This window comes from Nonomuraea sp. NPDC050404 (assembly GCF_040655495.1).
Taxonomy (GTDB): domain Bacteria; phylum Actinomycetota; class Actinomycetes; order Streptosporangiales; family Streptosporangiaceae; genus Nonomuraea.
In genome coordinates, this window is record NZ_JBFAKB010000063.1 from 1 (window position 1) to 21,001 (window position 21,001).

The 21,001-nt window shown below is 70.1% G+C and carries 22 protein-coding genes and 4 pseudogenes; 11 read left to right on the forward strand and 15 right to left on the reverse strand.

What is annotated here, in order from left to right:
- The 8 genes and pseudogenes from AB0I81_RS63185 to AB0I81_RS63220 form a co-directional block, all read right to left on the reverse strand.
- Nucleotides 1–96 (reverse strand): annotated as a pseudogene (locus AB0I81_RS63185) (cell division ATP-binding protein FtsE); the annotation flags it as partial.
- A 96-nt stretch (nt 97–192) separates the two neighbouring features.
- Nucleotides 193–1,038, reverse strand: coding sequence for an ABC transporter ATP-binding protein (locus AB0I81_RS63190; protein ID WP_360680339.1), 846 nt, complete (start codon nt 1,036–1,038; stop codon nt 193–195).
- Nucleotides 1,035–1,463 (reverse strand): GntR family transcriptional regulator, encoded by a 429-nt coding sequence (locus AB0I81_RS63195; RefSeq protein ID WP_360680342.1) that lies wholly within the window; start codon nt 1,461–1,463, stop codon nt 1,035–1,037. The genes AB0I81_RS63190 and AB0I81_RS63195 overlap by 4 nt, the downstream gene beginning before the upstream one ends.
- Before the next feature lie 62 nt (nt 1,464–1,525).
- Nucleotides 1,526–2,232: pseudogene (locus tag AB0I81_RS63200) on the reverse strand (DUF4328 domain-containing protein).
- Nucleotides 2,233–2,251: 19 nt separating this feature from the next.
- Entirely contained in the window at nt 2,252–2,821 is a 570-nt protein-coding gene (locus AB0I81_RS63205; protein WP_360680345.1) for an OmpA family protein, read from the reverse strand.
- Nucleotides 2,805–3,509 carry a hypothetical protein gene (locus AB0I81_RS63210; protein ID WP_360680348.1) on the reverse strand — a complete coding sequence of 235 codons (705 nt, stop codon included), beginning with the start codon at nt 3,507–3,509 and terminating at the stop codon, nt 2,805–2,807. Before AB0I81_RS63210 ends, AB0I81_RS63205 begins: the two co-directional genes overlap by 17 nt.
- A 548-nt stretch (nt 3,510–4,057) precedes the next feature.
- Nucleotides 4,058–5,020: a hypothetical protein gene (locus tag AB0I81_RS63215; RefSeq protein WP_360680350.1), complete on the reverse strand. Its 963-nt coding sequence runs from the start codon at nt 5,018–5,020 to the stop codon at nt 4,058–4,060.
- Between the two features lie 1,334 nt (nt 5,021–6,354).
- Complete coding sequence (locus AB0I81_RS63220) at nt 6,355–9,363, reverse strand: BTAD domain-containing putative transcriptional regulator (RefSeq protein WP_360680353.1); 3,009 nt, start codon at nt 9,361–9,363, stop codon at nt 6,355–6,357.
- A gap of 152 nt (nt 9,364–9,515) precedes the next feature.
- Here AB0I81_RS63220 and AB0I81_RS63225 point away from each other — a divergent pair, with 152 nt between their 5' ends.
- The 6 genes and pseudogenes from AB0I81_RS63225 to AB0I81_RS63250 all read left to right on the forward strand — a co-directional run bounded on the left by AB0I81_RS63225 (nt 9,516) and on the right by AB0I81_RS63250 (nt 12,676).
- Nucleotides 9,516–10,562, forward strand: a complete 1,047-nt coding sequence (locus tag AB0I81_RS63225; protein WP_360680355.1) for a sensor histidine kinase — start codon at nt 9,516–9,518, stop codon at nt 10,560–10,562.
- A 53-nt stretch (nt 10,563–10,615) separates the two neighbouring features.
- The gene (locus tag AB0I81_RS63230; RefSeq protein ID WP_360680358.1) at nt 10,616–10,786 is read left to right on the forward strand and encodes a hypothetical protein; all 171 of its coding nucleotides are present in this window, start codon (nt 10,616–10,618) and stop codon (nt 10,784–10,786) included.
- Entirely contained in the window at nt 10,783–11,205 is a 423-nt protein-coding gene (locus tag AB0I81_RS63235; protein WP_360680360.1) for an alpha/beta fold hydrolase, read from the forward strand. Before AB0I81_RS63230 ends, AB0I81_RS63235 begins: the two co-directional genes overlap by 4 nt.
- Nucleotides 11,206–11,414: 209 nt before the next feature.
- On the forward strand, nt 11,415–11,591 hold the full coding sequence (locus AB0I81_RS63240) for a hypothetical protein (RefSeq protein ID WP_360680363.1): 177 nt from the start codon (nt 11,415–11,417) through the stop codon (nt 11,589–11,591).
- Nucleotides 11,592–11,820: 229 nt separating this feature from the next.
- Nucleotides 11,821–12,615: pseudogene (locus AB0I81_RS63245) on the forward strand (alpha/beta fold hydrolase); the annotation flags it as partial.
- Nucleotides 12,566–12,676, forward strand: a complete 111-nt coding sequence (locus tag AB0I81_RS63250; RefSeq protein ID WP_360680391.1) for a LuxR C-terminal-related transcriptional regulator — start codon at nt 12,566–12,568, stop codon at nt 12,674–12,676. The pseudogene AB0I81_RS63245 and the gene AB0I81_RS63250, both read left to right, overlap by 50 nt.
- 30 nt (nt 12,677–12,706) lie before the next feature.
- On the opposite strand, the gene AB0I81_RS63255 is transcribed toward AB0I81_RS63250, so the two are convergent.
- Nucleotides 12,707–13,312 carry a VOC family protein gene (locus tag AB0I81_RS63255; RefSeq protein WP_360680365.1) on the reverse strand — a complete coding sequence of 202 codons (606 nt, stop codon included), beginning with the start codon at nt 13,310–13,312 and terminating at the stop codon, nt 12,707–12,709.
- 220 nt (nt 13,313–13,532) lie between these two features.
- On the opposite strand from AB0I81_RS63255, the gene AB0I81_RS63260 reads away from it, so the two are divergent.
- From AB0I81_RS63260 to AB0I81_RS63270, 3 genes are all read left to right on the forward strand, one after another.
- A complete protein-coding gene (locus tag AB0I81_RS63260; RefSeq protein ID WP_360680368.1) occupies nt 13,533–13,907 on the forward strand; it encodes a hypothetical protein in 375 nt (124 codons plus the stop codon).
- A gap of 61 nt (nt 13,908–13,968) precedes the next feature.
- Nucleotides 13,969–14,850: a hypothetical protein gene (locus AB0I81_RS63265; RefSeq protein ID WP_360680372.1), complete on the forward strand. Its 882-nt coding sequence runs from the start codon at nt 13,969–13,971 to the stop codon at nt 14,848–14,850.
- The gene (locus AB0I81_RS63270; RefSeq protein WP_360680374.1) at nt 14,763–15,047 is read left to right on the forward strand and encodes a helix-turn-helix transcriptional regulator; all 285 of its coding nucleotides are present in this window, start codon (nt 14,763–14,765) and stop codon (nt 15,045–15,047) included. The genes AB0I81_RS63265 and AB0I81_RS63270 overlap by 88 nt, the downstream gene beginning before the upstream one ends.
- 70 nt (nt 15,048–15,117) lie before the next feature.
- On the opposite strand, the gene AB0I81_RS63275 is transcribed toward AB0I81_RS63270, so the two are convergent.
- The 6 genes and pseudogenes from AB0I81_RS63275 to AB0I81_RS63300 form a co-directional block, all read right to left on the reverse strand.
- Nucleotides 15,118–15,924, reverse strand: a complete 807-nt coding sequence (locus AB0I81_RS63275; RefSeq protein ID WP_360680375.1) for an MBL fold metallo-hydrolase — start codon at nt 15,922–15,924, stop codon at nt 15,118–15,120.
- 250 nt (nt 15,925–16,174) lie between these two features.
- A complete protein-coding gene (locus tag AB0I81_RS63280) occupies nt 16,175–16,291 on the reverse strand; it encodes an SDR family oxidoreductase (RefSeq protein ID WP_360680394.1) in 117 nt (38 codons plus the stop codon).
- 4 nt (nt 16,292–16,295) lie between these two features.
- Nucleotides 16,296–16,553 (reverse strand): annotated as a pseudogene (locus tag AB0I81_RS63285) (SDR family NAD(P)-dependent oxidoreductase); the annotation flags it as partial.
- Nucleotides 16,554–16,688: 135 nt separating this feature from the next.
- Nucleotides 16,689–17,735 carry a nuclear transport factor 2 family protein gene (locus tag AB0I81_RS63290; protein ID WP_360680377.1) on the reverse strand — a complete coding sequence of 349 codons (1,047 nt, stop codon included), beginning with the start codon at nt 17,733–17,735 and terminating at the stop codon, nt 16,689–16,691.
- Nucleotides 17,736–17,885: 150 nt separating this feature from the next.
- The gene (locus tag AB0I81_RS63295) at nt 17,886–18,680 is read right to left on the reverse strand and encodes an SDR family oxidoreductase (RefSeq protein WP_360680380.1); all 795 of its coding nucleotides are present in this window, start codon (nt 18,678–18,680) and stop codon (nt 17,886–17,888) included.
- Entirely contained in the window at nt 18,677–19,081 is a 405-nt protein-coding gene (locus tag AB0I81_RS63300; protein ID WP_360680383.1) for a heme-binding protein, read from the reverse strand. Before AB0I81_RS63300 ends, AB0I81_RS63295 begins: the two co-directional genes overlap by 4 nt.
- A 140-nt stretch (nt 19,082–19,221) precedes the next feature.
- On the opposite strand from AB0I81_RS63300, the gene AB0I81_RS63305 reads away from it, so the two are divergent.
- Together AB0I81_RS63305 and AB0I81_RS63310 are read left to right on the forward strand one after the other, a co-directional pair.
- Complete coding sequence (locus AB0I81_RS63305; protein ID WP_360680386.1) at nt 19,222–20,217, forward strand: helix-turn-helix domain-containing protein; 996 nt, start codon at nt 19,222–19,224, stop codon at nt 20,215–20,217.
- 39 nt (nt 20,218–20,256) lie between these two features.
- Nucleotides 20,257–20,709: an SDR family NAD(P)-dependent oxidoreductase gene (locus tag AB0I81_RS63310; RefSeq protein ID WP_360680388.1), complete on the forward strand. Its 453-nt coding sequence runs from the start codon at nt 20,257–20,259 to the stop codon at nt 20,707–20,709.
- Nucleotides 20,710–21,001: the final 292 nt, after the last annotated feature.

Sequence of the window (21,001 nt, forward strand, 5' to 3'; positions counted from 1 at the left end):
CTTGCCGTCCTCCAGCTCCACGACACGCTTACGCATGGAGTCGACGATGGCCGCGTCGTGCGTGGCCATGACGACCGTGGTGCCAGTCCTGTTGAGGAACACGAACTCGCCCTTGTCCACGTCAACGGACACGTGGTCGAGGGCGGTTCTGGTTCTGGTTCTGGTAGACCTTGGTGACGTTGTCGGCATGAATCACGAGAGCATCACGGGATGCGCTGCCGACTCGGCGCTGCGCAGATACCCCATGACGAGGTCAGTCAGCCCGGCCCGCCGTGCCTGCCAGCGCGGGTTGAGCGCGGGCTCGCCCCTGACGAGGAGCTCGGTTTGCCTCCCACCGCCGCTCACGTTCACGATCGCGGCCCCGGCCGCCATCGTCCCGGCCAGCTCGGTGGACCCTGTGAGCACGTAATGGCCGGTCAGTAACTCCTCGATGTCGCCGCTCACCCGCAGCCGCCCGTCGTTCAGCATGACCAGCCAGTCACAGGTCTCCTCGATGTCGGCGATCACGTGCGAGGACAGCAGCACGGTCACCTCACGCTCGGCCACCTCCGCCATGATCGAGCGCATCACGTCGTGCCTGGCCAGGGGGTCGAGGTTGGCCAGCGGCTCGTCCAGCACGAGAAGGTCGGGCCGCCGGGCCATCGCCAGCGTGATCGCCACCTGCGCCCGTTGCCCGCCCGACAGAACACCCACCTTCCGATCCAGCGGCACGCCCAGCCGGCCGAGCCGGTCACGGGCGGCGTTGGCGTCGAATCGAGGGTTCACCCGGCGGCCGAAGGCGAGCATCTCGGCGGCGGTGAACCTCTCGGTCAGCGGCCTGTCCTGGGCCACGAACGCCACCTCACCGTGCACCTCGACGCTGCCGCACGCGGGTTTGAGCATGCCGATGAGAGCGTGCATGAGCGTGGTCTTGCCCGCGCCATTCGGTCCTACGAGCGCGGCCACGCGCCCGGCCGGGACGGACAACGAGCAGTCACGCAACGCCCAGGAGCGGCGGTAGCGCACACCCAGCCCGTCCGTCTTCAGCGCCGGCCTCACGCCGCCCCTTCCTTCGCACCCTTCCCGGGGCCGTCCTTCTCGGAGGCCGCCTGGGAGTCCGCGAGCACAACGGTGACCAGCGCCCTCAGATCCTCCTGGTCGAGCCCGGCCTCGCGCGCCTCACGTACCCACCTCTCCAGGTCACGCCGCAGTCGTGTGTGAGCGACGAGCGTCGCACCCGTGACGCCCTGCAGCACAAAAGTCCCCATGCCCGGCCGACCCTCGACCAGTCCGTCCCGCTCCAGCTCGCGGTAGGCCTTGAGCACGGTGTTGGGGTTGATGGCCAGGCTCTCGACCACCTCGCGGGCGGTGGGCAGTTGGTCGCCCGGCCGCAGTGCGCCGAGCCTGAGAGCCTGCTTGACCTGGTGAACGAGCTGGAGGTAAGTCGACACCCCCGAACCGCGGTCAAGGTAGAACTTGATCATTGCAGCACCCTTTCACTAATCGATTAGTGAAAGGGTGCTGCAATGATCAGGTGTTGTCAACTTCAAGGCAACCCGATCTTCGGCGGCCCTGAGGTCGGCGGCGCGCATGCGCCGCGACCTCGGCATCCTGGCCGAGGCGGCGCTAGCGCGGCCGCCACCGGCCACGGCCCGGCGCTCAGCACGTCGAAGGCGACGGCGTTCGCCAGGCTGTCCAGGTCGTCTTCATTGACGCCGCGGACCAGTCGCGCAGCCACGTGCGACACCAGGTTGGCCACCACCCAGACCACCCACCAGGCGTTGATCAGGCCCTTCGATGGGGAGGCCCCGCGACGGGCGGGCGCGGAGGCGTACCAGATGTCGTCCACGATCCGTTGGGGAACCAGAGCCAGATGACTGGGATCACCCAGCCGAGGAACACCCACGGCCTGATGAGCCGGTGGCCGATCGGCGAGAGGATCTCCGCATTCGTTCTGACCCGGAACAGCCAGACCGGGAATGCCACGATGGCCACCAGGTAGATGGTCACCTTCAAGATGTACGTCGGGCCATACCCGCTGTCGAAGGCGTCGAGTTCCGCGTTGGACACGGAGCCGCGGCCTGTGACCAACCTGTCCAGGATCATCACGTACCACGTGTCGATCACCGCCGCGATGACCTTCATCACCGAGTCGCAGACCAGGGCGAGTATGGCAAGGAGCGCAACGCCGCCTACCGCCGTGCCCGCCGCAGGACACGGACCGGAGCCACCGATCACCACCCTTTGCTCCATGCGGCGCCTGCGGACGTGGTCACTGATCGACGGTGTAGACGATCTCGACACGCCGGTTGAGTGCCCGGTTCTTCGCGTTGGGCTTGTTGCCGACGATGTTGGGCACGCGGGGGTCCGCTTCGCCGTGGCCAGTGGCCTCGAAGGTGATGGACTGTCCGGTGAGCAGGCCGGAGAGCGTGCCGCGCACGGCTTCGGCTCGCCGCTGGGACAGGCGCCGGTTGTAGGCGTCGGTGCCTTGATCGTCGGTGTGGCCGGCGATTTTGACCGCACCACCGGCGGTGTCCGTTCTGATCTGTCCGGCGACTCTCGCCAGCCGGTCCCTGGCCTTCGCGGTCACCTCGGCCTTGTCCAGGGCGAACAGGACGTCGCTGGTCAGCGTGACGGTAACGGTTCCGTCCTCGCGGGTCTCGCTCTCCGTGGCGTCCAGCGACTCCACGGTGAGGCGGATGTTCTCGACGGCCGACTCGATGTCCTCCACAGGGAAGGTGCCATCTGCCGGTTCTGATGGCTGTGCCGCCGGTGTGAGAGTGCCGCTGACCAGCACGATGGCGGCTGCGAGGCCCAGGAACCGGTCAGGAGATCGGGACATTGGCCATGATCCCGAACTGCGGGATTTCGATGTGAACCTTGGTCACTTCGGGAGGCGGCGCGGCGAACATCGCGTAGAAGGGATAGCCCTTGCCCTCTTCGATGGGCCTGCCGCCGCTGGTCTCGGAGCACAGGCATTTGTTTGCGCCGGTACGGCCGGGCCGGTAGCGCTTGGCGTTGCCGGTGTCCACCAGCGAGACGCCGCCGAGCGTGTAGTCGGTGACGCTGTCCCCCATGTCGTTGCCGATGCGCCAGGCCGGACCGTCCTCATGAGTGAGGGTGAAGTTCAAGGTGGTGGTCTTGCCCTCGCGGCGGAGCTGGGTGATGGCCACGCTCATCCGGCGGCCTTCGAGGTCGAACTCCTGGGATGCGACCGGCTCTTGCGGCGGCACGCTCGCGCTCGGCGGGGACGGAACCGGCTGAGAGGGGACCGGTTCGGACTGAACCGGCTGGGAGGCGGAATCGGCAGGTGCGGGTTCCGCCTCCGCGCCGGTCTGGCGGTCCGAGTCGCCCGCCTCGCTGGGTAGGCCCACCGCTCCGCAGCCCAGCAGTGCGAGGAGGAGGGCCGGCACGGCGGCCAGGGCCGCCTTGGTCGTTCTCATCAGGGAAACCTCATTGCTCATCCGGCTCGCGGGCACTTCATGGCAGGGGGCGATGTCATCGTTCCGGGCGGCGATCGGGCCCGCCATGGGGTTATCCCTAGGCCTGGTGACCGTTACGCGGCGCAGTTCTGCCGACCGTGGGGTCCACAATGGTCGATCAGCTCACGGAAGGCCGGTGCGGATGCGGGTGATGGTCGCCGACGACTCGCTGCTGTTTCGCGAAGGGCTCGCACGGCTGCTCTCCGAGCGCGGATTCGACGTCACTGGTCAGGCCGGTGACGCCGCCAGGCACCGCGGCATCGGACGTGACCCGTACGACGGCTGGCCAGCAGCACCTGGCCAGCCTCGATCCGTTGCTCAGCCTCACCTAGTCCGCTTCACCGGTGCCGCCGGAGGCGAGCGGCTGTCGCCGCGTTCGACGGCACCGGCCAGAAACTGCGCCTGACGGCGAACGACGACGAAGTGGGCGGCGCCGACCCAGCGAACCCGGCCGGCGTGTCCCGCCGGCCGAATCATCGTGGCGGGCGGCAGGCTCGCCGTGACAACCCGGCAGAGCACCTGTGTTATGGCCCGTTTCACCCACCGGTGGACCTCGGCGATCCCGTTGACCTCTGAAGGTCAACGGGATCGGGTGCTCAGCCCGGAGGTTGTGCGCTGGAGAGGGGGACTGTGGAGATCGTGAACGGCGTCACTGGAGGCAGGCCCTCGCGCCAGCGGTTGTACTGACTGTTGACGACGAGGGCGTGCCGGGTGGTGAGGGCGATGGCGCTGGGGTGCAGGAAGCCGCCGGGCGGGTCGTATCTGGCGCTGTAGCGGCCCTGCGACAGGTCCCGCGCCATGGTGAGCACGGTGACCTGCGGGCGGGCGCCCTCGTAGAGGCTGCCCTGCACCACGTGGAATCGGTTGCCGCGCAGGGCCATGCCATCGCCATTACGCAGCAGGTGGCCGCCGAGGCCGACCTCCACCGCCTGACGGGTGTGCCGGTCGATCCGCCACAACTGCCCGGTGCTGCTGTTGACGGTGAGCAGATGCCGCCCCGTTGCCAGAATGCCGTTGAGGTTGACCACGCCGTCCATCCAGTCGATGGGCGAATCGCGGATGTCGAGCCAGCGCTCGATCCGCCAGCGGGCACCCTCGCGCGACACTCGGTAGATCACCGGTACGTAGGAGTCGGTGGCGTACACGAGACCGTCGTCGGCGATGGCGATCTCGTTGAGGAATCCGCCGTCGGCGCCCTTCAGGGTGGCCAGCAGTCGGCGGGTGCGGCTGTCATAGACGCGCATGGTGTGGGTGTTGGCACCCGCGATGTACAACCGTCCCTGCTGATCGAGGGTCACGCCGGAGGTGACGGTGCGACCGTCTGTGTCCTTGGGAGACCACACCTCAGCCGATGGACGACCCAGGTGCCCACGGTAGAGAGTGCCGTCCTCGGCGCTGCCCGCGTAGAAGTACCCGGTACGACGGTCGTACGCCATTCCGGTGGGAAAGGCCCGGTCTCCGGGGATGATGTACCCCTCGGGACGGGGCTCCACCGAATCGGCGCGCGCCCGGGTGGCCGGGATGGCGGCGGCCAGCGCGGCCCCGAGAGCGCCGGTCACAACCGAACGCCGGGACGGCCCGCCCATCATCGCCCCGCCTTGGCAGCGAGCGGCTTCCGGGAGGTTGGCGGGAGGGCCCGGCCGGTGACGAACTCGCTCCACAACCCGAAGTCCAGCTTCTCGCCGGGCCTGGCGGTGGTCTCGGCGAAGCCGACCGTGCGGCTCTGATGCCGTGTGGTGGCGCCGAAGGAGAGTAGGAAACCACCGTCTATCCTCGACCCCGTCTGACACGCCTCCGCTCCCCGTTCCCCGATCACGTCACGGGCACAGATGGGGAAGGCGTTGCGGTTGAAACCGACAACGGGTCGGTGTTCTTCATGCCCTCGACGTCGGGCTCGTGCGGGCGCTGCGGCCCACCGGGAGAGGGATCGGGCAAAGCGGTGCTCGCGTTCGCGGCGGGCGCGAGCACCGCTCAGGGAGACGAACGCGGGGGCCACGGTCGCCAGAGACTGCAGTTTCACGACACTCCGATAGGTAGATCAACGAGGTGGGGCCGACAACCCCGAAAAGGCATGTAACGCCCGGATACGGCCCGCCACGGGATGCCCCGCCTTGACGCAGCCTGTCCGATTGGCCTACGGATCTTCCCGGCGATACGCATTTCGTTGCCTTCTCGGCCTGGCCAGGAGCCGATTCTCCTGGATCGGCGACACCATGCTTTCGTGTGGCCAGGGCACGAACCAGAGGGTTATCCCTGATCCCGCGCCGGTTGCCGGACGACGAGGACATTCGTTGTCCGGCATGCTCGACGGCACAGACGTGCGGTTCCCTCGCGGAATCTTCGCCGGCGTGACCGCCGAGGCGCCACGTGTGGAGGTCAACCTGATGAGTACCGGGCTCGCCACTTGCCGCCAGTTTGCCGGCCCCGGTCTCGCTGGCTGGCCGCCGTCGCCGACCTTCCGTTCGTGGTGGAGCCCGGGAGTCCTTCGGCTGGACGGGTCATGGTGGAGTGCGCGCACCGGCAGACGATCTGGGAGCTCGTCCGGCATCGTCGTAGACCAGCCCGTAAGCCCTGCGAATCGGCGGTGTCACCGCCCGCACCTGCGCGCCACGTGCTCTGGACGCCTCCGCCGGCGACCGTTCCAGGAGGGGATGCCCACGAAGAGGATTCGATGCGAGGGTACCGGCTGCTACTCCCCCGGCCCCGTTGTCGACTGACCGCGTCGCGACAACGCAGGTGAGACCGCAGTCCCTGCCTGATCAGACATCCGGTCTGACGGGTGGCGGGGCAGGCGCGGGTGAGGTGTACCGGCGCTCTGTTCCGCCGAGGAACGGATCGGAGGAACGTCCGGCCGGTTCCGATGGGAACCGCACCCCTGGGAGCCCTTGAGACTTCAGGTGAATGCCGGCTCGTGCGGGCCTGGTCCGTCGAGGGCGGTGAGCGCGGAACGGGCGCGTTCCACCCAGTACGGCGAGCCGATGCGTTCCCAGATGCGCAGCGCCTGGATCAGGTAGTGGCGAGCCGTTCCGGTCTGCCCGGTGGCGGTGGCCGCGTCGGCGAGGCCGGCCAGTGCCATGGCCTGGCCGAATCGTTGCCCGCAGTCGCGGTAGACGCTCAGGCACCGGTGGAGCAGCCGGGTTCCTTCGGCGGGATCGCCGAGCCGGATCCGCAGGAAGCCCAGCCACTGCACGGCGTAGGCCTCGACCAGCCGGTCACCGAGTCGTTTGCCGGCCTCTTCGGCTTTGCGGAAGTGCCGTTCGGCGCCGGCGTGGCGTCCGTCGCCCTGGTCGGCCTTGCCCAGGCAGCGCAGGGCTTGTGCCTCACCAGGCAGGTATCCGGCGCCGCGGCTGAGGCGCAGGCAGGTGGTGAACTGCGTGCGGGCCTGCGCCCAGCGGCGGTGCTGCAGGTGCACGACGCCGATGCCGTACATGGCGTACACCTGGCCGGGTACGTTGCGCAGGTGCGCGCACAGTCGCTCGGCCTGCGCGAAGCAGATGACCGCCCGGGGGTTGTCACCGGTCAGCCGATGCAGGTGGCCGAGACCGGACAGGGCGGCCGCCGCGTACCGGAAGTCGCGCATGCGCCGGGCGTGGGCGAGCGCCTCCTCGAAACAGGTGATGGCGAGGGCATATCGGTCCTGGATCGTGTGCAGTTCGCCGAGGTTGCGCAGCATCGTCATCGCGGCCACGTGGTCGCGCGCCTGCCGGGCGGCCTCCAGCACCTGTTCGTGCGTGGCGCGCCAGTCGTCGAAGTACGCACGAGATTCGTAGAAGACCGCGAGCGGGGCGGCCAGCCGTGCGGCGGCGCCGGTCGCGCCCGACCGTGCCGCCCTTCGCACCATGGCGGCGAGCGGTAGGCGTTCCGCCTCGAACCAGGCCACCGGGTCGGCCACCAGCCTGCGGGCCAACGACTCGGGCAGGCTCCATGCGGCCGGGCGGGGCGAGCCGGGGCCGACGAACCCGCCGCCGAACTCCTGCTCGGCCCGTTCGGCCAGATCCAGGTACGCACCGCGCAGGCGTTCCGCGGCGGCCTGACGCCGCCCGGCCGGTAGGTCCACGAGGGCCCGTTCTTTGCCGTAGAGACGGACCAGGTCGTGCAGCCGGTAGCGATCCCCTCCGGCCGGGAGCAGCACGTTCATCCCGGCCAGCTCGTCCACGATCCGCTCCGCGTACGACGTCGAGGCGTCCAGCACGGCGGCGACCGTCCATCCGGCCAGGTCATAAGCGGGAAGTAACGTACTGAGCAGTTGGTAGGCCTCCCGGGCCGGCGCGGACAGGCACTGATCGGCGGAGGCGAGCACGGTCCTGACCTCCAGGTCCTCGGAGGCGAGCTCGTCGAGGCGGCGGCGCTGGTCGCGCAGCGCGGCGTTCAGCTCGGCCAGGCTGCGCTGACTGTTGCCGGTCAGGCGAGCGCCGGCGATGCGGACGGCCAGCGGCAGGCAGCCGCAGCGGCGAACGATCCGCGCGGCCGACTCGGGGTCGGCGGCCACCCGATCGGCGCCGGCCGTCGAGGCGAGCAGCGTCACCGCCTCGACGGCGGACAGCGGCCCCAGCCGCACCCGGTCGCCGTCGATCCCGGCCAGCGCACTGCGGCTGGTCATCAGCAGCGCGCTGCCCGGCGAGCCGGGCAGCAACTCCCGGACGTCGGCGGCACCGCCCACGTCGTCCAGCACGATCAGCACCCGCCGCTCGCCCAGCACCGCCCGATACAGGGCCAGCCGCTCGGCCTGCTGCTCCGGAACGGCCGCGCCGGCGAAGCCGAGCCCGCGCAGCAGGATGGCGACGGCATCGGCTACCGGCAGCGGACTGTCCGAGGAACCCCGCAGCCGCAGGAAGAGCTGCCCATCGGGGTAGTACGCGCGCGCCGCCCGTCCCACGTGCACGGCGAAGGCGGTCTTCCCGGCGCCGGGCGGTCCGCTCACCACGACGACGGCGGGGCGCTCGCACGGGGCGCCGAGCCGCGACAGCGTACGGTCACGTTCCAGGACGCGTCCGACGAAGGCCGGCACATCGGCGGGGAGCTGGCAGCCGACCTGCGCAGCCGCCCCGCCCGCCGCTCCGGTGGGCCGGGCGGGCTGCTCGCCCTGCAGGATGGCCGTCTCCAGCTCGCGCAACCGGGCGCCGGGCTCGATTCCGAGCTCGCGGGTGGTGACGTGCCATCCCTCCCGGTAGACGCGCAGCGCGTCAGCCGTGCGGCCGTTGCGGTGCAACGCCAGCATCAGCCGGTGGCGCACGCCTTCGTGCAGGGGATGGGCGGCCGACAGCTCGTCCAGCTCGGGAATCAGCTCGGCGTCACGGCGCGCGGCCTGATGGGCGTCGGCGAGCAGCTCGAACGCGGCCAGGCGGCGGTGGCCGAGCTGCTCGGCCGTCTCGGCGGTGAACGCGGCCCGCAGGCCGTCCAGGCCCGTTCCCCGCCACAGGTCCAGGGCCTGGCGCAGCGTGGCGATGGCCGCGTCGGGGCGGCCGCCATCCAGGAGTTGCCTGGCCGAGGCGACCCGGTTGTCAAAGACGTCCAGGTCGACGCTGTCCGGCGGCGGTCGCAGGACGTATCCGGCGGGGCTGGTGGTCAGGAGATCGCGTCCGGCGCCGCTCGCCTTGAGCAGCCCGCGCAGACCCGCGACATGGGCGTGCACCTGGGCCCGCGCGGTGGCGGGCGGCATCGACCCCCAGATGCCGGAGATGATCCGGCTCATGGGTACCGGCCGGTTGCGGCGCAGGAGCAGCAGGGCCAGCAGCGCCTGCTGCTTGGGCGGGCCAGGAGCGACGGGTGTGCCACCGACGAGCATCTGCAATTCGCCGAGCATGAGGAACTTCACGTCGCTCGATGCGGGAGGCACCTGCTGCGTCTTGTACCCGGTGGAAATGATCGTCAACTCCACGTGGTCGGCTGGGGTCGTTTCCATCCTGTGAGCGAAACGGTCACCGGGTTTCGGCATGGCCGGAACCCGAGGTCCACGTTCCCATAGCCAATCCATAGGCGTCCCATCAACGGCATTTGTCACACTCTGTTGTCGTCCGCTCGGGGGAGGGCTGGACCTTGATGGCGTGTTGAAAGGTGAAGAGCGATGAGGCGATCGAAGCCGTTGATGGAGTGCGTCATGGCGGCGATCGGATGATGGCGGTGCGCGGCCAGGCTGCCTCGCGCGCCGGGGAGGAGGAGCCCGCGGCTCAACTGGCCGTCGTCGGCTTCATCTGGCTCCTGTACGCCCTGAGCCACCCCGACCAGCCGTTTTTGGCCGCGATCGGCCTGGTGACGCCGGTGCTCCTGTTCGTGTTCTTCGTGCGTACGCTGGCAGCCGAGAACGCGCGGCTGCACCGTGAGGCTGACGACGCCAGGGGCAGGGCCATCGAGGCCATGGATGCCGGGCGTCGCAGCATCGAGCGTGACCTGCATGACGGCGCGCAGCAGCGGCTGGTCAACCTCAGCATGTCGCTCAGCCTCGCCCGGACCCGGTTCGCCGGGGCTCCGGAGGCGAGCGCGGCTCTGGACCGGGCGATGACCGAGCTGGACGCGGCCCTCGAAGAGCTACGCGAGTTGGCCCACGGCATCTACCCGGCCGTTCTGGCCACCGCGGGGCTCGGCCCGGCGCTGCGGTCACTGACCGAACGATCCGCTCTACCGGTCGCGCTGACCGGCCTCCCCGTCCGCCGGTTGCCGCCGCGGGTCGAGGAGACCGTGTACTTCGTCGTTTCCGAGGCGATCGCGAACGCCTGCAAGCACGCACGGGCGAGCGAGGCCGCCGTCGTTCTCGATGACACCGGCGCGGCGTTGCGCCTGACGGTGAGCGATGACGGTGTGGGCGGCGCGGACCTCAGCGGGCACGGCCTGCGCGGTCTCGCCGACCGGGTCACGGTGCTGGGTGGCCGGTTCGTCGTGGAGAGTCCGCCTGGGCAGGGCACCCGGATGGCAGTGTGCCTGCCCGTCGCGGGCCACGGCCGATCCCGCTGTGACAGCGAGCCGTTCACAGGTCATGACCGGTTCATCTCCGACACCGCGATGGTCCGGCTGGACGGCCGCGTCGTCCGGGCAAGGAGGTCACGTCCGGCGTGCCGTCCAGGAAACGGACCGGACCAGGAAGCAGGAGACACCCGCCCAGGCTAAGGAGATGGCCAGTGCCGGGAGGGCACTTGGTCAGTTTCAACGCCGTGTCCCTGGTGAACCTACCCGCAGGCAAGAAGGTCAAGGGCCTGGTGTGGGCCAAGCCCCGCGTCGAGGCGTTCAACCAGGCCTTCACCGAGCTCCTGCGTACGGTGCGACCCCGGTGCGACGCCACCGCCCTTCCGGTTTCGCTGGTGGCACACCCACCTGGAAGGGCCCGGCCATGACCACCCCGATCCCCGTCATCTTCATCCACGGACTCTGGCTGCACAGCGCCTCCTGGCAGTCCTGGGTCGATCTCTTCCTCGACGAGGGGTACGACCCGTCCGCGCCCGGCTGGCCCGGTGACCCCGACACGGTCGAGGAGGCGCGGAAGAATCCGGAGAGTATCGCCGATCACGGCATCGACGACGTCGTCGAGCACTACGCGGCGCTGATCGCCCGGCTGCCCGCGCGGCCCATCCTGGTCGGTCACTCCTTCGGCGGCATGATCGCGCAGAAGCTGCTCCGCCAGGATCGGGCCGCCGCGGCGGTCGCGATCGACGCCGCGCAGATCAAGGACGTGCTGCCGCTTCCGCTGTCGGCGCTGAAGGCGACGCTGCCGGTGTTCAGGAACCGGCTAACAAGCACCGGTCGGTCTCCCTGACCGCCGAGCAGTTCCTGTTCGCCTTCGGCAATGCGATCCCGGCGGAGGAGTCGGCGGCCCTGTACGAACGCTGGAACATCCCGGCGCCGGGCAGGCCACTGTTCGAGGCCGCGGCCGCCAACTTCAACCCGCACTCGCCGGCGAAGGTCGACACCGGGAACGACGGACGCGGCCCGCTGCTGCTGATCTCCGGTGGCAAGGACCACACCGTGCCCGAGACCATCACCCGGGCGACGCTCAAGCAGTACCGGCACTCGGACGCCGTCACCGACATCATCAACTTCCCCGACCGCGGGCATTCGCTCACGATCGACGGCGGCTGGCACGAGGTCGCGGACACCGTGCTCGCCTGGCTGCGACGCCGGCACCCGGAAACCTCGCGATGACACCGCAGGACCTGACCGGGCACCTCCCGAAAACCCTGGAGAGACAGTGAGATCACGCCTGCCGGCCGCGGTCGCCGCCGTTGCCCTCATCCTCTGCGCGGCGACGACCGCCGCCTCCGCCAAGCCGCCCTCCCCGGCCGGGGAGTGCCTGCCCGCCGGGTTCAGCGAGCACAGGACCCGCGCGTCGGGGATCGGCCTGCACTACGTGATCGGCGGCCACGGCCCCACCGTGCTCCTGATCCACGGCTACCCGCAGACCTGGTACGAGTGGCGCGCCATCATGCCCGCGCTCGCCGAACGCTACACCGTCATCGCGCCCGACCTGCCCGGCGCCGGCCAGAGCGACGCCCCGGCCTCCGGCTACGACAACAAGACCATGGCCGCCCACCTGCGCGCGCTCCTGGTCTCGATCGGCAGGGCCGACGACGTGCGCGTGGTGGGCCATGACATCGGCACGATGGTCGCCTACGTCCACGCCGCCCAGTACCCGGGAAGCGTCAGGAAACTGGTGCTCAGCGAGGCGCCGATCCCCGACCAAGGCACGTACCAATCCCCGGCGCTCACCCCCGGCGGCCCCGGCCTGTGGAACTTCGGGTTCTCCTCGCTGAAGACCGGCCTTCCCGAGAGCCTGATCCGGGGTCGTGAACTCACCTGGACCTCGGGCTTCATGCGCGGCATCGCGGTCGTCAAGGACGCCCTCACCCAGGACGACCTGCGAATATACGCCCACTACCTGCGTGACGAGGCGCACCTGAAGGCGAGCTTCGCGTGGTTCCGCGACATCCCCTTCGCCGGCCTCCAGCAACTGCTCCGCCCGCTCGGCGCGGTGCCGGCCGGCTCCCGTACGCCGCAGTGGCCCGCCCTGGCGGTCGCGCTCGGCCACGCCGAGGGTGACGCCCCCGACCTCTTCCTGGTCGGCCTGGCCACGCTCGACCTCATCGCCGACACCGCGGCCACCGCGCCTCGCCACCCGGTTGTTCGTCACCACCTCCACCATCGAGTTCCATCTGAGCAGGATGTTCCGCAAGCTCGGCATCACCTCGCGCAGGCAGATCGCGCGGAGGCTGGGCGAAGCCGATCACTGACCGCTCGTGTTGGTGCGGGGCCGTGGGCGTTCAGGTGGGCGGTTCGGTTCCGGCCTGCTCGGCGAGCATGTACGTGGCGTACCAGGTGGGCCAGTCGGCGTCCGGCTCACCGGTGCGCTTCTCGTGCTCGCCGTGGGCGGCCTCGGCCCGCCGCAACGCGCCCGCCAGCTCGCTCACCGAGGTGTAGGCGGCCGGGCCGGGCCCGACGCGCCCCGGCAGGCGGCTGGTGATCTCCTGCAGCCACCAGGTGTTGCCGTCGGGATCTTTGAACGTGGCGCGCGAGCGATAGGTGCCGCGCTCGGGATCCAGGCCGGGGACCGGGCCGTGCTCGGTGACGTGGAAGATCTCCTCCACCTCGACACCGGCCGCGACCAGCGCGTTCCTGGCGGCCTCGATGTCGGAGACGACCACGTACGAGGTGGCCGAGCCGGGCTCGGCCGAGATGAGCTTGTCCCCGAACTGCACCGAGCAATCCGATCCGGGCGGCGTGAGCTGCACCACCCACGGCGGCGTGGCGTCCAGCCGCCAGCCGAGCCGCAGGTAGAACTGCTTGGCCCGCTCGACGTCCGAGACGGGGACGATCACCACCTCGATCTTCTGGTCGAAGCCGCCGAGGCGTGCGCCGGTGGTGCTCATCGCTACCTCCCTTGATGACGATGGTGCGCCCCGGGTGCTGCCGCGGCCGGGGCGATCCCGCCCCGATGGTGCGCCCGGACACGACCCGGGGCAAGGGCCGGATCGCGCCAGTGGCCGGCCGGAGCGAGGCCAGGGTCCGCCACGGGCGCGAGAGGAGGCGACGACGCGCGATCGTGAACACGTCATCCCAAGGAAAGCCGGAAAGAAGGAGGGAATTCTCATGCGGAGTTTCAGAAAAGCCCTGATCGCGACCGCTACGAGCCTGGTCCTGGGCCTCGGGATCACCGGCGTCACCGCCCAGTCCGCTGCCGCCGCCACCGGCACGTGGAAGCTGTGCGACGACTGGAACATGTGGCAGATCACCCGAGACTGCATGACCGGCACCAACAGCAACCCGCCCAGGGTCCCCGACCTGCGCACCTGGGCCTACAACGACGCCATCTCCTCCATCCAGACCAACTCCGTGGCCGTCGAGGCCTGGACCAACGTCAACTTCCAGGGCACCTACGGCTACTTCGCGCCCAACTCCACCTGGAACGCCCTGGACTACCCCTACGACAACTCCATCAGCTCAATCTCCTACCCCGGTGCCTGACCTCTTCCAAGGGGGCGGACACCCGCTCCGCCCCCCTGGACGACCCCAACGGCGGTCCGCGATGTCAACCGAGTCAACAGGCCCTCGCCCGGCCAGGGCCCTGCTTATTTTCGTCCTGGTCATCTTCGCGATCGCGGGCTGCGCTTCCACGCAGCCCGCCGGCCGGGACCTGACGGATCAGCAGATGGTACGGCTGCTCCAGTCAGCACTGCCACAGGGCGAGATCTCCGACCGGCGGGGGCGGGGCCTGGGCGACCAGCCGCCCTCGGCCCAGCTGCTCTTCGAGTCCGGCGGGCACGCGGCGACGGTGACGGTGAAGCTGAACAGGCAGCCCCTGCCCGTCCCGGCGCAGTACGCGCAGTGCCCCGACACCGCCTACCACCCCTACAGCACCTGCACCCAGAGCACGTTGCCCGGCGGAGCCACGCTCATGCTGGACCGCTCGCCACGGGACGAAGAGCACCCGTCCGGGCCGGAACTCCTCAGCGCCCTGCTCACTCACAGGGACGGCAAGCAGGTCCTGGTGTCCGAGACCGGGGACGCCGCGCTTCCACTGACCCTCGGCCACCTGGCCGGCGTGGCCACCGCCACGGTGTGGAACCCGGTTCTCGCGGCGATGCCCGCGCCGCCCGCCCGTCCCCAGACTGGATCGGCGCCCCGCCTGACCGGGCACGAGATCAGCCGGATCATCGAACGCCTGCTGCCGCGCGGACTGCGCGCCGGACAACCGGGCGGATCCGACGGATTCGGGCACGTCACGGCAGACGACGGGCACGGCGAGAGCCTGGTCGCGGCGAACGTCCAGCAGTGGAAACCCGGCGACCCGGCCATGGCCGAGCTGTTCAAGCGGTCGCCATGGGCGCCGACGGCTTCGCCGAGCGTGCCAGGCACGAGTTGCTGGCGACCGGCGAGAAGGCCCGCAAACGCACCGCCGGCACCGTAGACGACCTCACGCCGCAGGAGGAGCACATCGCCCGCATGGCGCGCGACGGCCGTACCAACGCGGAGATCGGCGCCGAGCTGTACATCAGCGTCCGCACCGTCGAATGGCACCTGCGTAAGATCTTCGGCAAGCTCGGCATCGGCTCCCGCAAGGAACTCCGGGACGCACCGATCCCCTCAGGCGGCCGGACGCGCTGACGTGCCCGGAATCCGGGTCCAGCAGGTCGGCCGGCCCATGGCCCTCGCAAGGGCGATGCGGGCATCCCACTCAGGCGAGATGGTGCACCAGCCCCGGGACGGCGACGTGGATGGGGCCGTCGAAGTACGATTCGGCCTCCGCCTTCCTGGCCTCGTTCCGGGCGCTGTCGCCACCGGGCAGGTGAGTGAGCATGAGCTGGGCGGCCTTTGCCTGCCGCGCGGCGCGGGCGGCGTCGGCGGCGCTGAGATGCCCGTGCCGGGAGCCGTCGGTGTGGTCCAGGGTGGCCTCGGCCAGCAGCAGGTCGGCGCCGTCGGCGAGGGTGTGCAGGGCATCGGTGACTCCGGTGTCACCCGTGTAGGCCAGCGTCGCGGCGGGCCCTTGGACGCGGGCTCCGCAGTTGGGCAGCGTGTGACGCAGGCCGTGCATGGTGACGTGACAGTCGCCGATCTCGAACTCCTCGCCGGGCCGGTACTCCCGGATGTCGAGGGCGAGTTCGAAGACGCGATCCAGGATCGGGGCGGTCGACAGGGGGAACAGCGCCGCCAGCCCGAGCAGCAGGTCCAGCCCGCCTTTGGGCACGTAAAGCGGCACCGCCGGGCGCAGGTCGTCGGCATCGTGGGTCGCGAAGGGATCGGTGAGCTGGTCGGACAGGATCCTGCGGCCCAGCGGCAACAGGTCGTAGCAGTGATCGATGTGCAGATGGCTGATGACGACGCCGCCGAGGCCGCCCGGCTGCATGACGCCGCTGAGGGCGGCGGCGACCCCCGGCCCGCAGTCGAGCAGGAGCCTGGTTCCGCCCGTGGTGACCAGGTAACCGGAGCTGGCCACCCCGTACGAGGGCATGCCCGCCCTGCATCCCAGTACGGTCAGGCTCATCGACGCACCATCGTGACCGAGCATGCCAAAAGCGTGACGCGGGCACGGATCGCCCTCCCCAACCTCACCTGACCACCAGGCGAACCCTCACCGACAGGACGGCGCGCGTCAGCCCGGCTGCAGGGCGGCCCGGGCCTGATGGGACGGGGATGTGAGAAGGGACGCTGTCACGTCCGTGCCGTCCACCAAGCTCACGACGGGGTACGCCGTCCCGCACCATCAGTTCACCCTGGCGGCGGCCTCACCCTGCTCAATAGGCGAGCTCCCCGATGCCGCCATCGACGCGCAGCACGGTGCCCGCAGTGTAGGCGGACTCGTCCGAGGCGAGATAGACGGCCGCCTTCGCCAGTTCGGTGGCGGTCCCCAGGGTTGCTCATCACGATGTCGAGCCGCGGCCACTCCCCCTGCAACCGCGCCGCGAGCGCCGCCTGGCCGGGCACGTCGCCGGCATCGCTGAGTATCGGCAGCAACGGGCCGTCCAGCTGCCGGGCGGCCTCATCCAGCCGGGCTTGCGAGCGGCCGGTGATCGCGACCGCCGCTCCCTCGGCGAGGAACTGCCGGGCCGCCTCGAGGCCGATGCCGCCCGTCCCGCCTGTGATCAGTGCGTACTTTCTCGCAAGACGACCCATTGACCATTCTCCTCACCCCGCGCCAAGGCGCGGTTCCGGTGACGGTGGTTCTGGCAACGAGGACGGGCCTATGGGCCATTCCCGCCATCGCGGGATATCCGCCAGAGACCGGCTTCCTCCTGCGGGCAGGCGCGGTCAGCCGAAGAACGGGTCGTCCACGACGTAGGCCCAGCCGCCGTCCGGCTGGCGGCGGAGGATCTCCGTGGTGGTGGAGATGACCGGTTCCGGACCGATGCCGGTGAGGGTGGCATGGTTCGACACGAGCGCCACGTCGTCCACCAGCCGCAGGTCGCGCGGTTCGAGGGTGAGGCGGGCGCCGCTGCCGATCAGCTGCTGCATGGCTTCGCGGATGTCGTCCGTGCCGACCAGGTGGTTTCCGGGGGCCGGGACGTAGTGGGCGTGCGGCTCGTACAACGAGACCAGGCCCTCGACGTCGCCGGCCTCCAGGTATTCCACGAACAAGGCACCCACCTGCTCGGGCGTCTCGGCGCGGCGCCGGGCGACGGCACCGACCGGCCTGTCCCCCCAGCCGGCCCCGGCGAGCAGGTCGTACCAGTGGGGATGAGCGCCATAGGGCAGATGGTGGCGCAGCAGGGTGCCCGGGAAGGTCATCGGGGACGCCTTGTGGGGTTTGGCCTTGGCCTGGGCGACGATGGCGTCACTGATCGCGTAGGCCAGGTCCAGGCGCGGGAACCGGGCGTGGGCGTCGTTGGCGAGGCCGGCCGGCAGGGTCTCGCGCCGGACGCCGAGAATGTCGGTGCCGACGCCGAGTTGGGTCAGCGCCACTACCGTGCCCTTACGGGCGGCGATGCCGTCCGAGGTGTGCAGGGCGATCGCATCCCAGGCGACGTCGATGCGCGCTTCGTCCACGCCGTGCCCGCGAAGGAAGGCCGCCGCGGTGTCGGCGCCGTCGACCTCGAAGCGCTGGTCCCCGTTGCCCTGCTCGCTCAGTCCGATGTCGTGCAGGAGGCAGCTGAGGAACAGCAGTTCGTCGTCGTAGTCCGTACCGGGGCGCAGTTCTTGGTTCCGGGCGTGGGCGCGGGCGAAGACGTAGCTGCGAACGCTGTGGTTCAGGACGAAGGCGGGGGTGGACTGTGCCACGTAGGCGTAGGCGTCCCGGGTGAGTGGCGTGCCGGGCAGGTCGAGCTGATCGAAGCCTGGCAGGGATGTGCCGGTGGTCACGGTGTTTCTCCTTTTCCTCGGACGCCCTGGGTCCGGGGCATGCCGGTGCTGCGGTCCCGGACGGTCCACGTGGGTGGCCGGCGAGTCCCGGCGCCCCGGAATCCGCGTTCGCCGGGGAAGGCGTCGCCGTACATCGCGGGTGGTGTCGGATCACACCGTGCGCGTCCAGGCCGCTTCCTGGACCTGCTTGATGAGTTCCTCGGTCGCCGGGGGCCAGACGTTGCGGTAGGCGCCGTGCTCGGCGCCGATGATCTCGACCATCTTGTCGATCATGTCCTGCGGGTCGTCCTGGTCCGCGAGGATCTCGGCGAAGCGGGCCCGCACATCCTTCGTCCGGTTGAAATGCACCGTGTCGTCCAGCCAGCGAAAGGTCGTCTCGGCGATGCGGTCGTTGAACCCGGTGCGGTAGGCGCCGGGGTTGATGGTCTGCACGGTGATCCCGCTCGGGGCGAGTTCGTCCCTGAGGGTCGCCGCGATGGCCTCCAGGGCATGCTTGGTCGCGCAGTAGGCGCCCAGGCCGAAGGCGGTCAGGAGGCCGCCCATCGAGCTGACGATGACGAGGCGGCCGGCGGTGCCGTCGTCGACCCACTTGCGGACGCACCGCTGGGCGAGTTCGAGGTTGGCGAAGACGTTGGTCTCGAACGTGCGCCGGACCAGTTCGACGGGGATCTCGGCCATCGGCCCGCAGTCGCCGATGGCGGCGTTGGAGACGAAGGTGTCGAAGTCCCAGTCGGCCACGGCCGCGAGGTCGCGGGCGTCGAGCACGTTGAGCTTGTCGACCGTGACCTGGTCCTGCAGGCCGAGCTCCCGCACGTGCGCGCGTAGTTCGCTCACCTGCGGCCACAACTCCGTGGTGGCGATGACCTGGTGGCCGGCCTGCGCCAGGCCGATGGCGGTGCCGCGGCCCAGGCCGGTGCCGGTGCCGGTGATCAGGATCTTCTTCATCGGGCTTCCTTTCCGATCGCGATGCGGGCGACCTCGCCGTCCTGGACGGGCATGCCGCCCGAGACGCCGATGGCGCCGACGAGGGTGCCGTGGTCGTCGTGCATGGGAAGGCCGCCCGCGTACGGGATCAGGCCGCCGTTGGTGTGCTCGGTGGCGGGCGCCGGCCCGCCGGGCTTGCAGAACTCCCACAGGCCCTCACTCGGGCCGTTGAACAGGATCGAGGTCCTGGCCTTGGCGAGGGCGATGTCGATCGAGCCGAGGATCGCGCCGTCCATGCGGGCGAACGCGAGCAGGTGCCCGCCGCCGTCGACGACCGCGATGTTCATCGGGACGCCGAGCGCCACCGCGTGCGCGCGGGCCCTGCCGACCACGGCCTGGGCGGTATCCAGCGTGATGTTCATGGCACCTGCTCCTGTTGGTGGGGGGCGCTGCTCTGTCCGGTGGGTGGTCCGCAGGAGCGGATCGGTCATGAGCCGACCGTAGGTGCGCTGCGGACAGAGGTGTCAGTGGCCCGAATGCCAATGAGCGATAGAATCGTGCCATGGGCGGTCAAGCGCACCACGTGGTCGTGCTGGCACTCGAGAACGTCCTCGCGCTGGACATCGGGATCCCGCTGCAGGTCTTCGGGAGCTGGCCGGGCGGACCGTACTCGCTCACCGTGTGCACGGAACGGCCGGGCACTCTTGCGATGCACAGCGGCCCGGCGCTGTCCGTCGCCGACGGGCTGGACAGCCTGGCCCGCGCCGACACCGTCATCGTCCCGGGCTACCTGGAACCGGACGCGCCCTCCGCCGCGGTCACCGCGGCGCTCGCGGCGGCGTCCGCCCAAGGCAGCCGGATGGTGTCCATCTGCACCGGCGCCTTCGCCCTCGCCGCCGCCGGCCTCCTGGACGGCCGCCGGGCAACCACCCATTGGCTGTACGCGGCGGCCCTGGCCAAGCAGTATCCCCGTGTGCAGGTCCGGCCGAAGGAACTGTACGTCGACGAGGGCCAGGTGCTGACCTCGGGCGGCGTCTCCGCCGGCATGGACCTGTGCCTGCACCTCATCCGCCGCGACCACGGCGCACAGCCGGCGAACCAGCGGGCACGCCTGCTGGTCACGGCTCCGCACCGCACCGGCGGCCAGGCCCAGTTCATCGATCTGCCGGTGCTGCCCGCTCAGTCCGACGGATTGACGCACCTGTACGCCTGGGCCCTGCGCAACCTCCACCAACCGCTCACCATCGACCAGCTGGCACGCCAGGCCGGCCTGTCGCGCCGCACCCTCATCCGCCGCTTCCACGCCGACACCGGCATGCCACCCATGCGATGGCTGCTCGACGCCCGGCTCGCCCTGGCGCGAGAGTTGCTGGAGACCAGCGACCTGACGGTCGAAGCGGTGGCGCGCCGATGCGGCCTGGGCACCCCGGCCAACCTCCGGACGCTGTTCAGAACGCACGTCGGGGTGCCGCCCAGCGTCTACCGCGACACGTTCGCGTCCCTGCCACCGACGGCAGGGACCGGCGTCACGCCGGTTTCGGCGGCGACCACGCGGTAGTCACGTGCGGCCCCCCGCTCCCCCGGGTGATCGCCGAGGTTGGTCATCACCGGCGGCACCGCCGGCATGGGGCTGGCCGGCGCGAAGCTGTTCGTCGATGAGGGAGCGTCCGTCTTCATTACCGGCCGCCGCCAGGACGCCCTGGACGAGGCCGTGAAGCAGATTGGCCGCAACGCCACCGGCGTCCGGGCGACTCCAGCTACGTCAACGGCACGGAACTGGTCGCCGACGGCGGCACCACCGCCATCTGACCGAACGACGCACAACCAGAGCAGACCATTCGCCGGACATCGGTGGCGGGAGGAACGGCTGCTGCGTTGCCCCGCAACGGGACGGCTGCGACGTCTGGGCGCGGGGCCCAGTCGATGGGTCGCCCGGGTTGCGCGCTCGACAACGCCGCGACCGAGGCGTTCAACAGCACTCTCAAGATCTCATCATGCGGCCTGTCACAGATGCGGGCCGCATTTTGTCTTTATTGACAAGCGAGATTGACATCCGCCGCCGGCCCGTCAGAACAGACTTTCTCGCCGAGGGCAGCCTCGGCACAGTTCGCGCACCAAGTCAGGACACCTTCCGGGGTGCCCGCAGGGCAGCAGATCGTATCACTTGATACAATCACAAGTGATACGGACACGGATTTCAGCGAAGCAGTTTCCGGTTCCGAGGAGGAAATGATCATGGATGTCTACGAGGCGGTCACCAGCCGGCGAGCCGTACGCGGATTCGCCGCCAAGCAGGTCCCCCGAGACGTGCTGGAACGGGTGCTGTCGGCCGCCGCATGGAC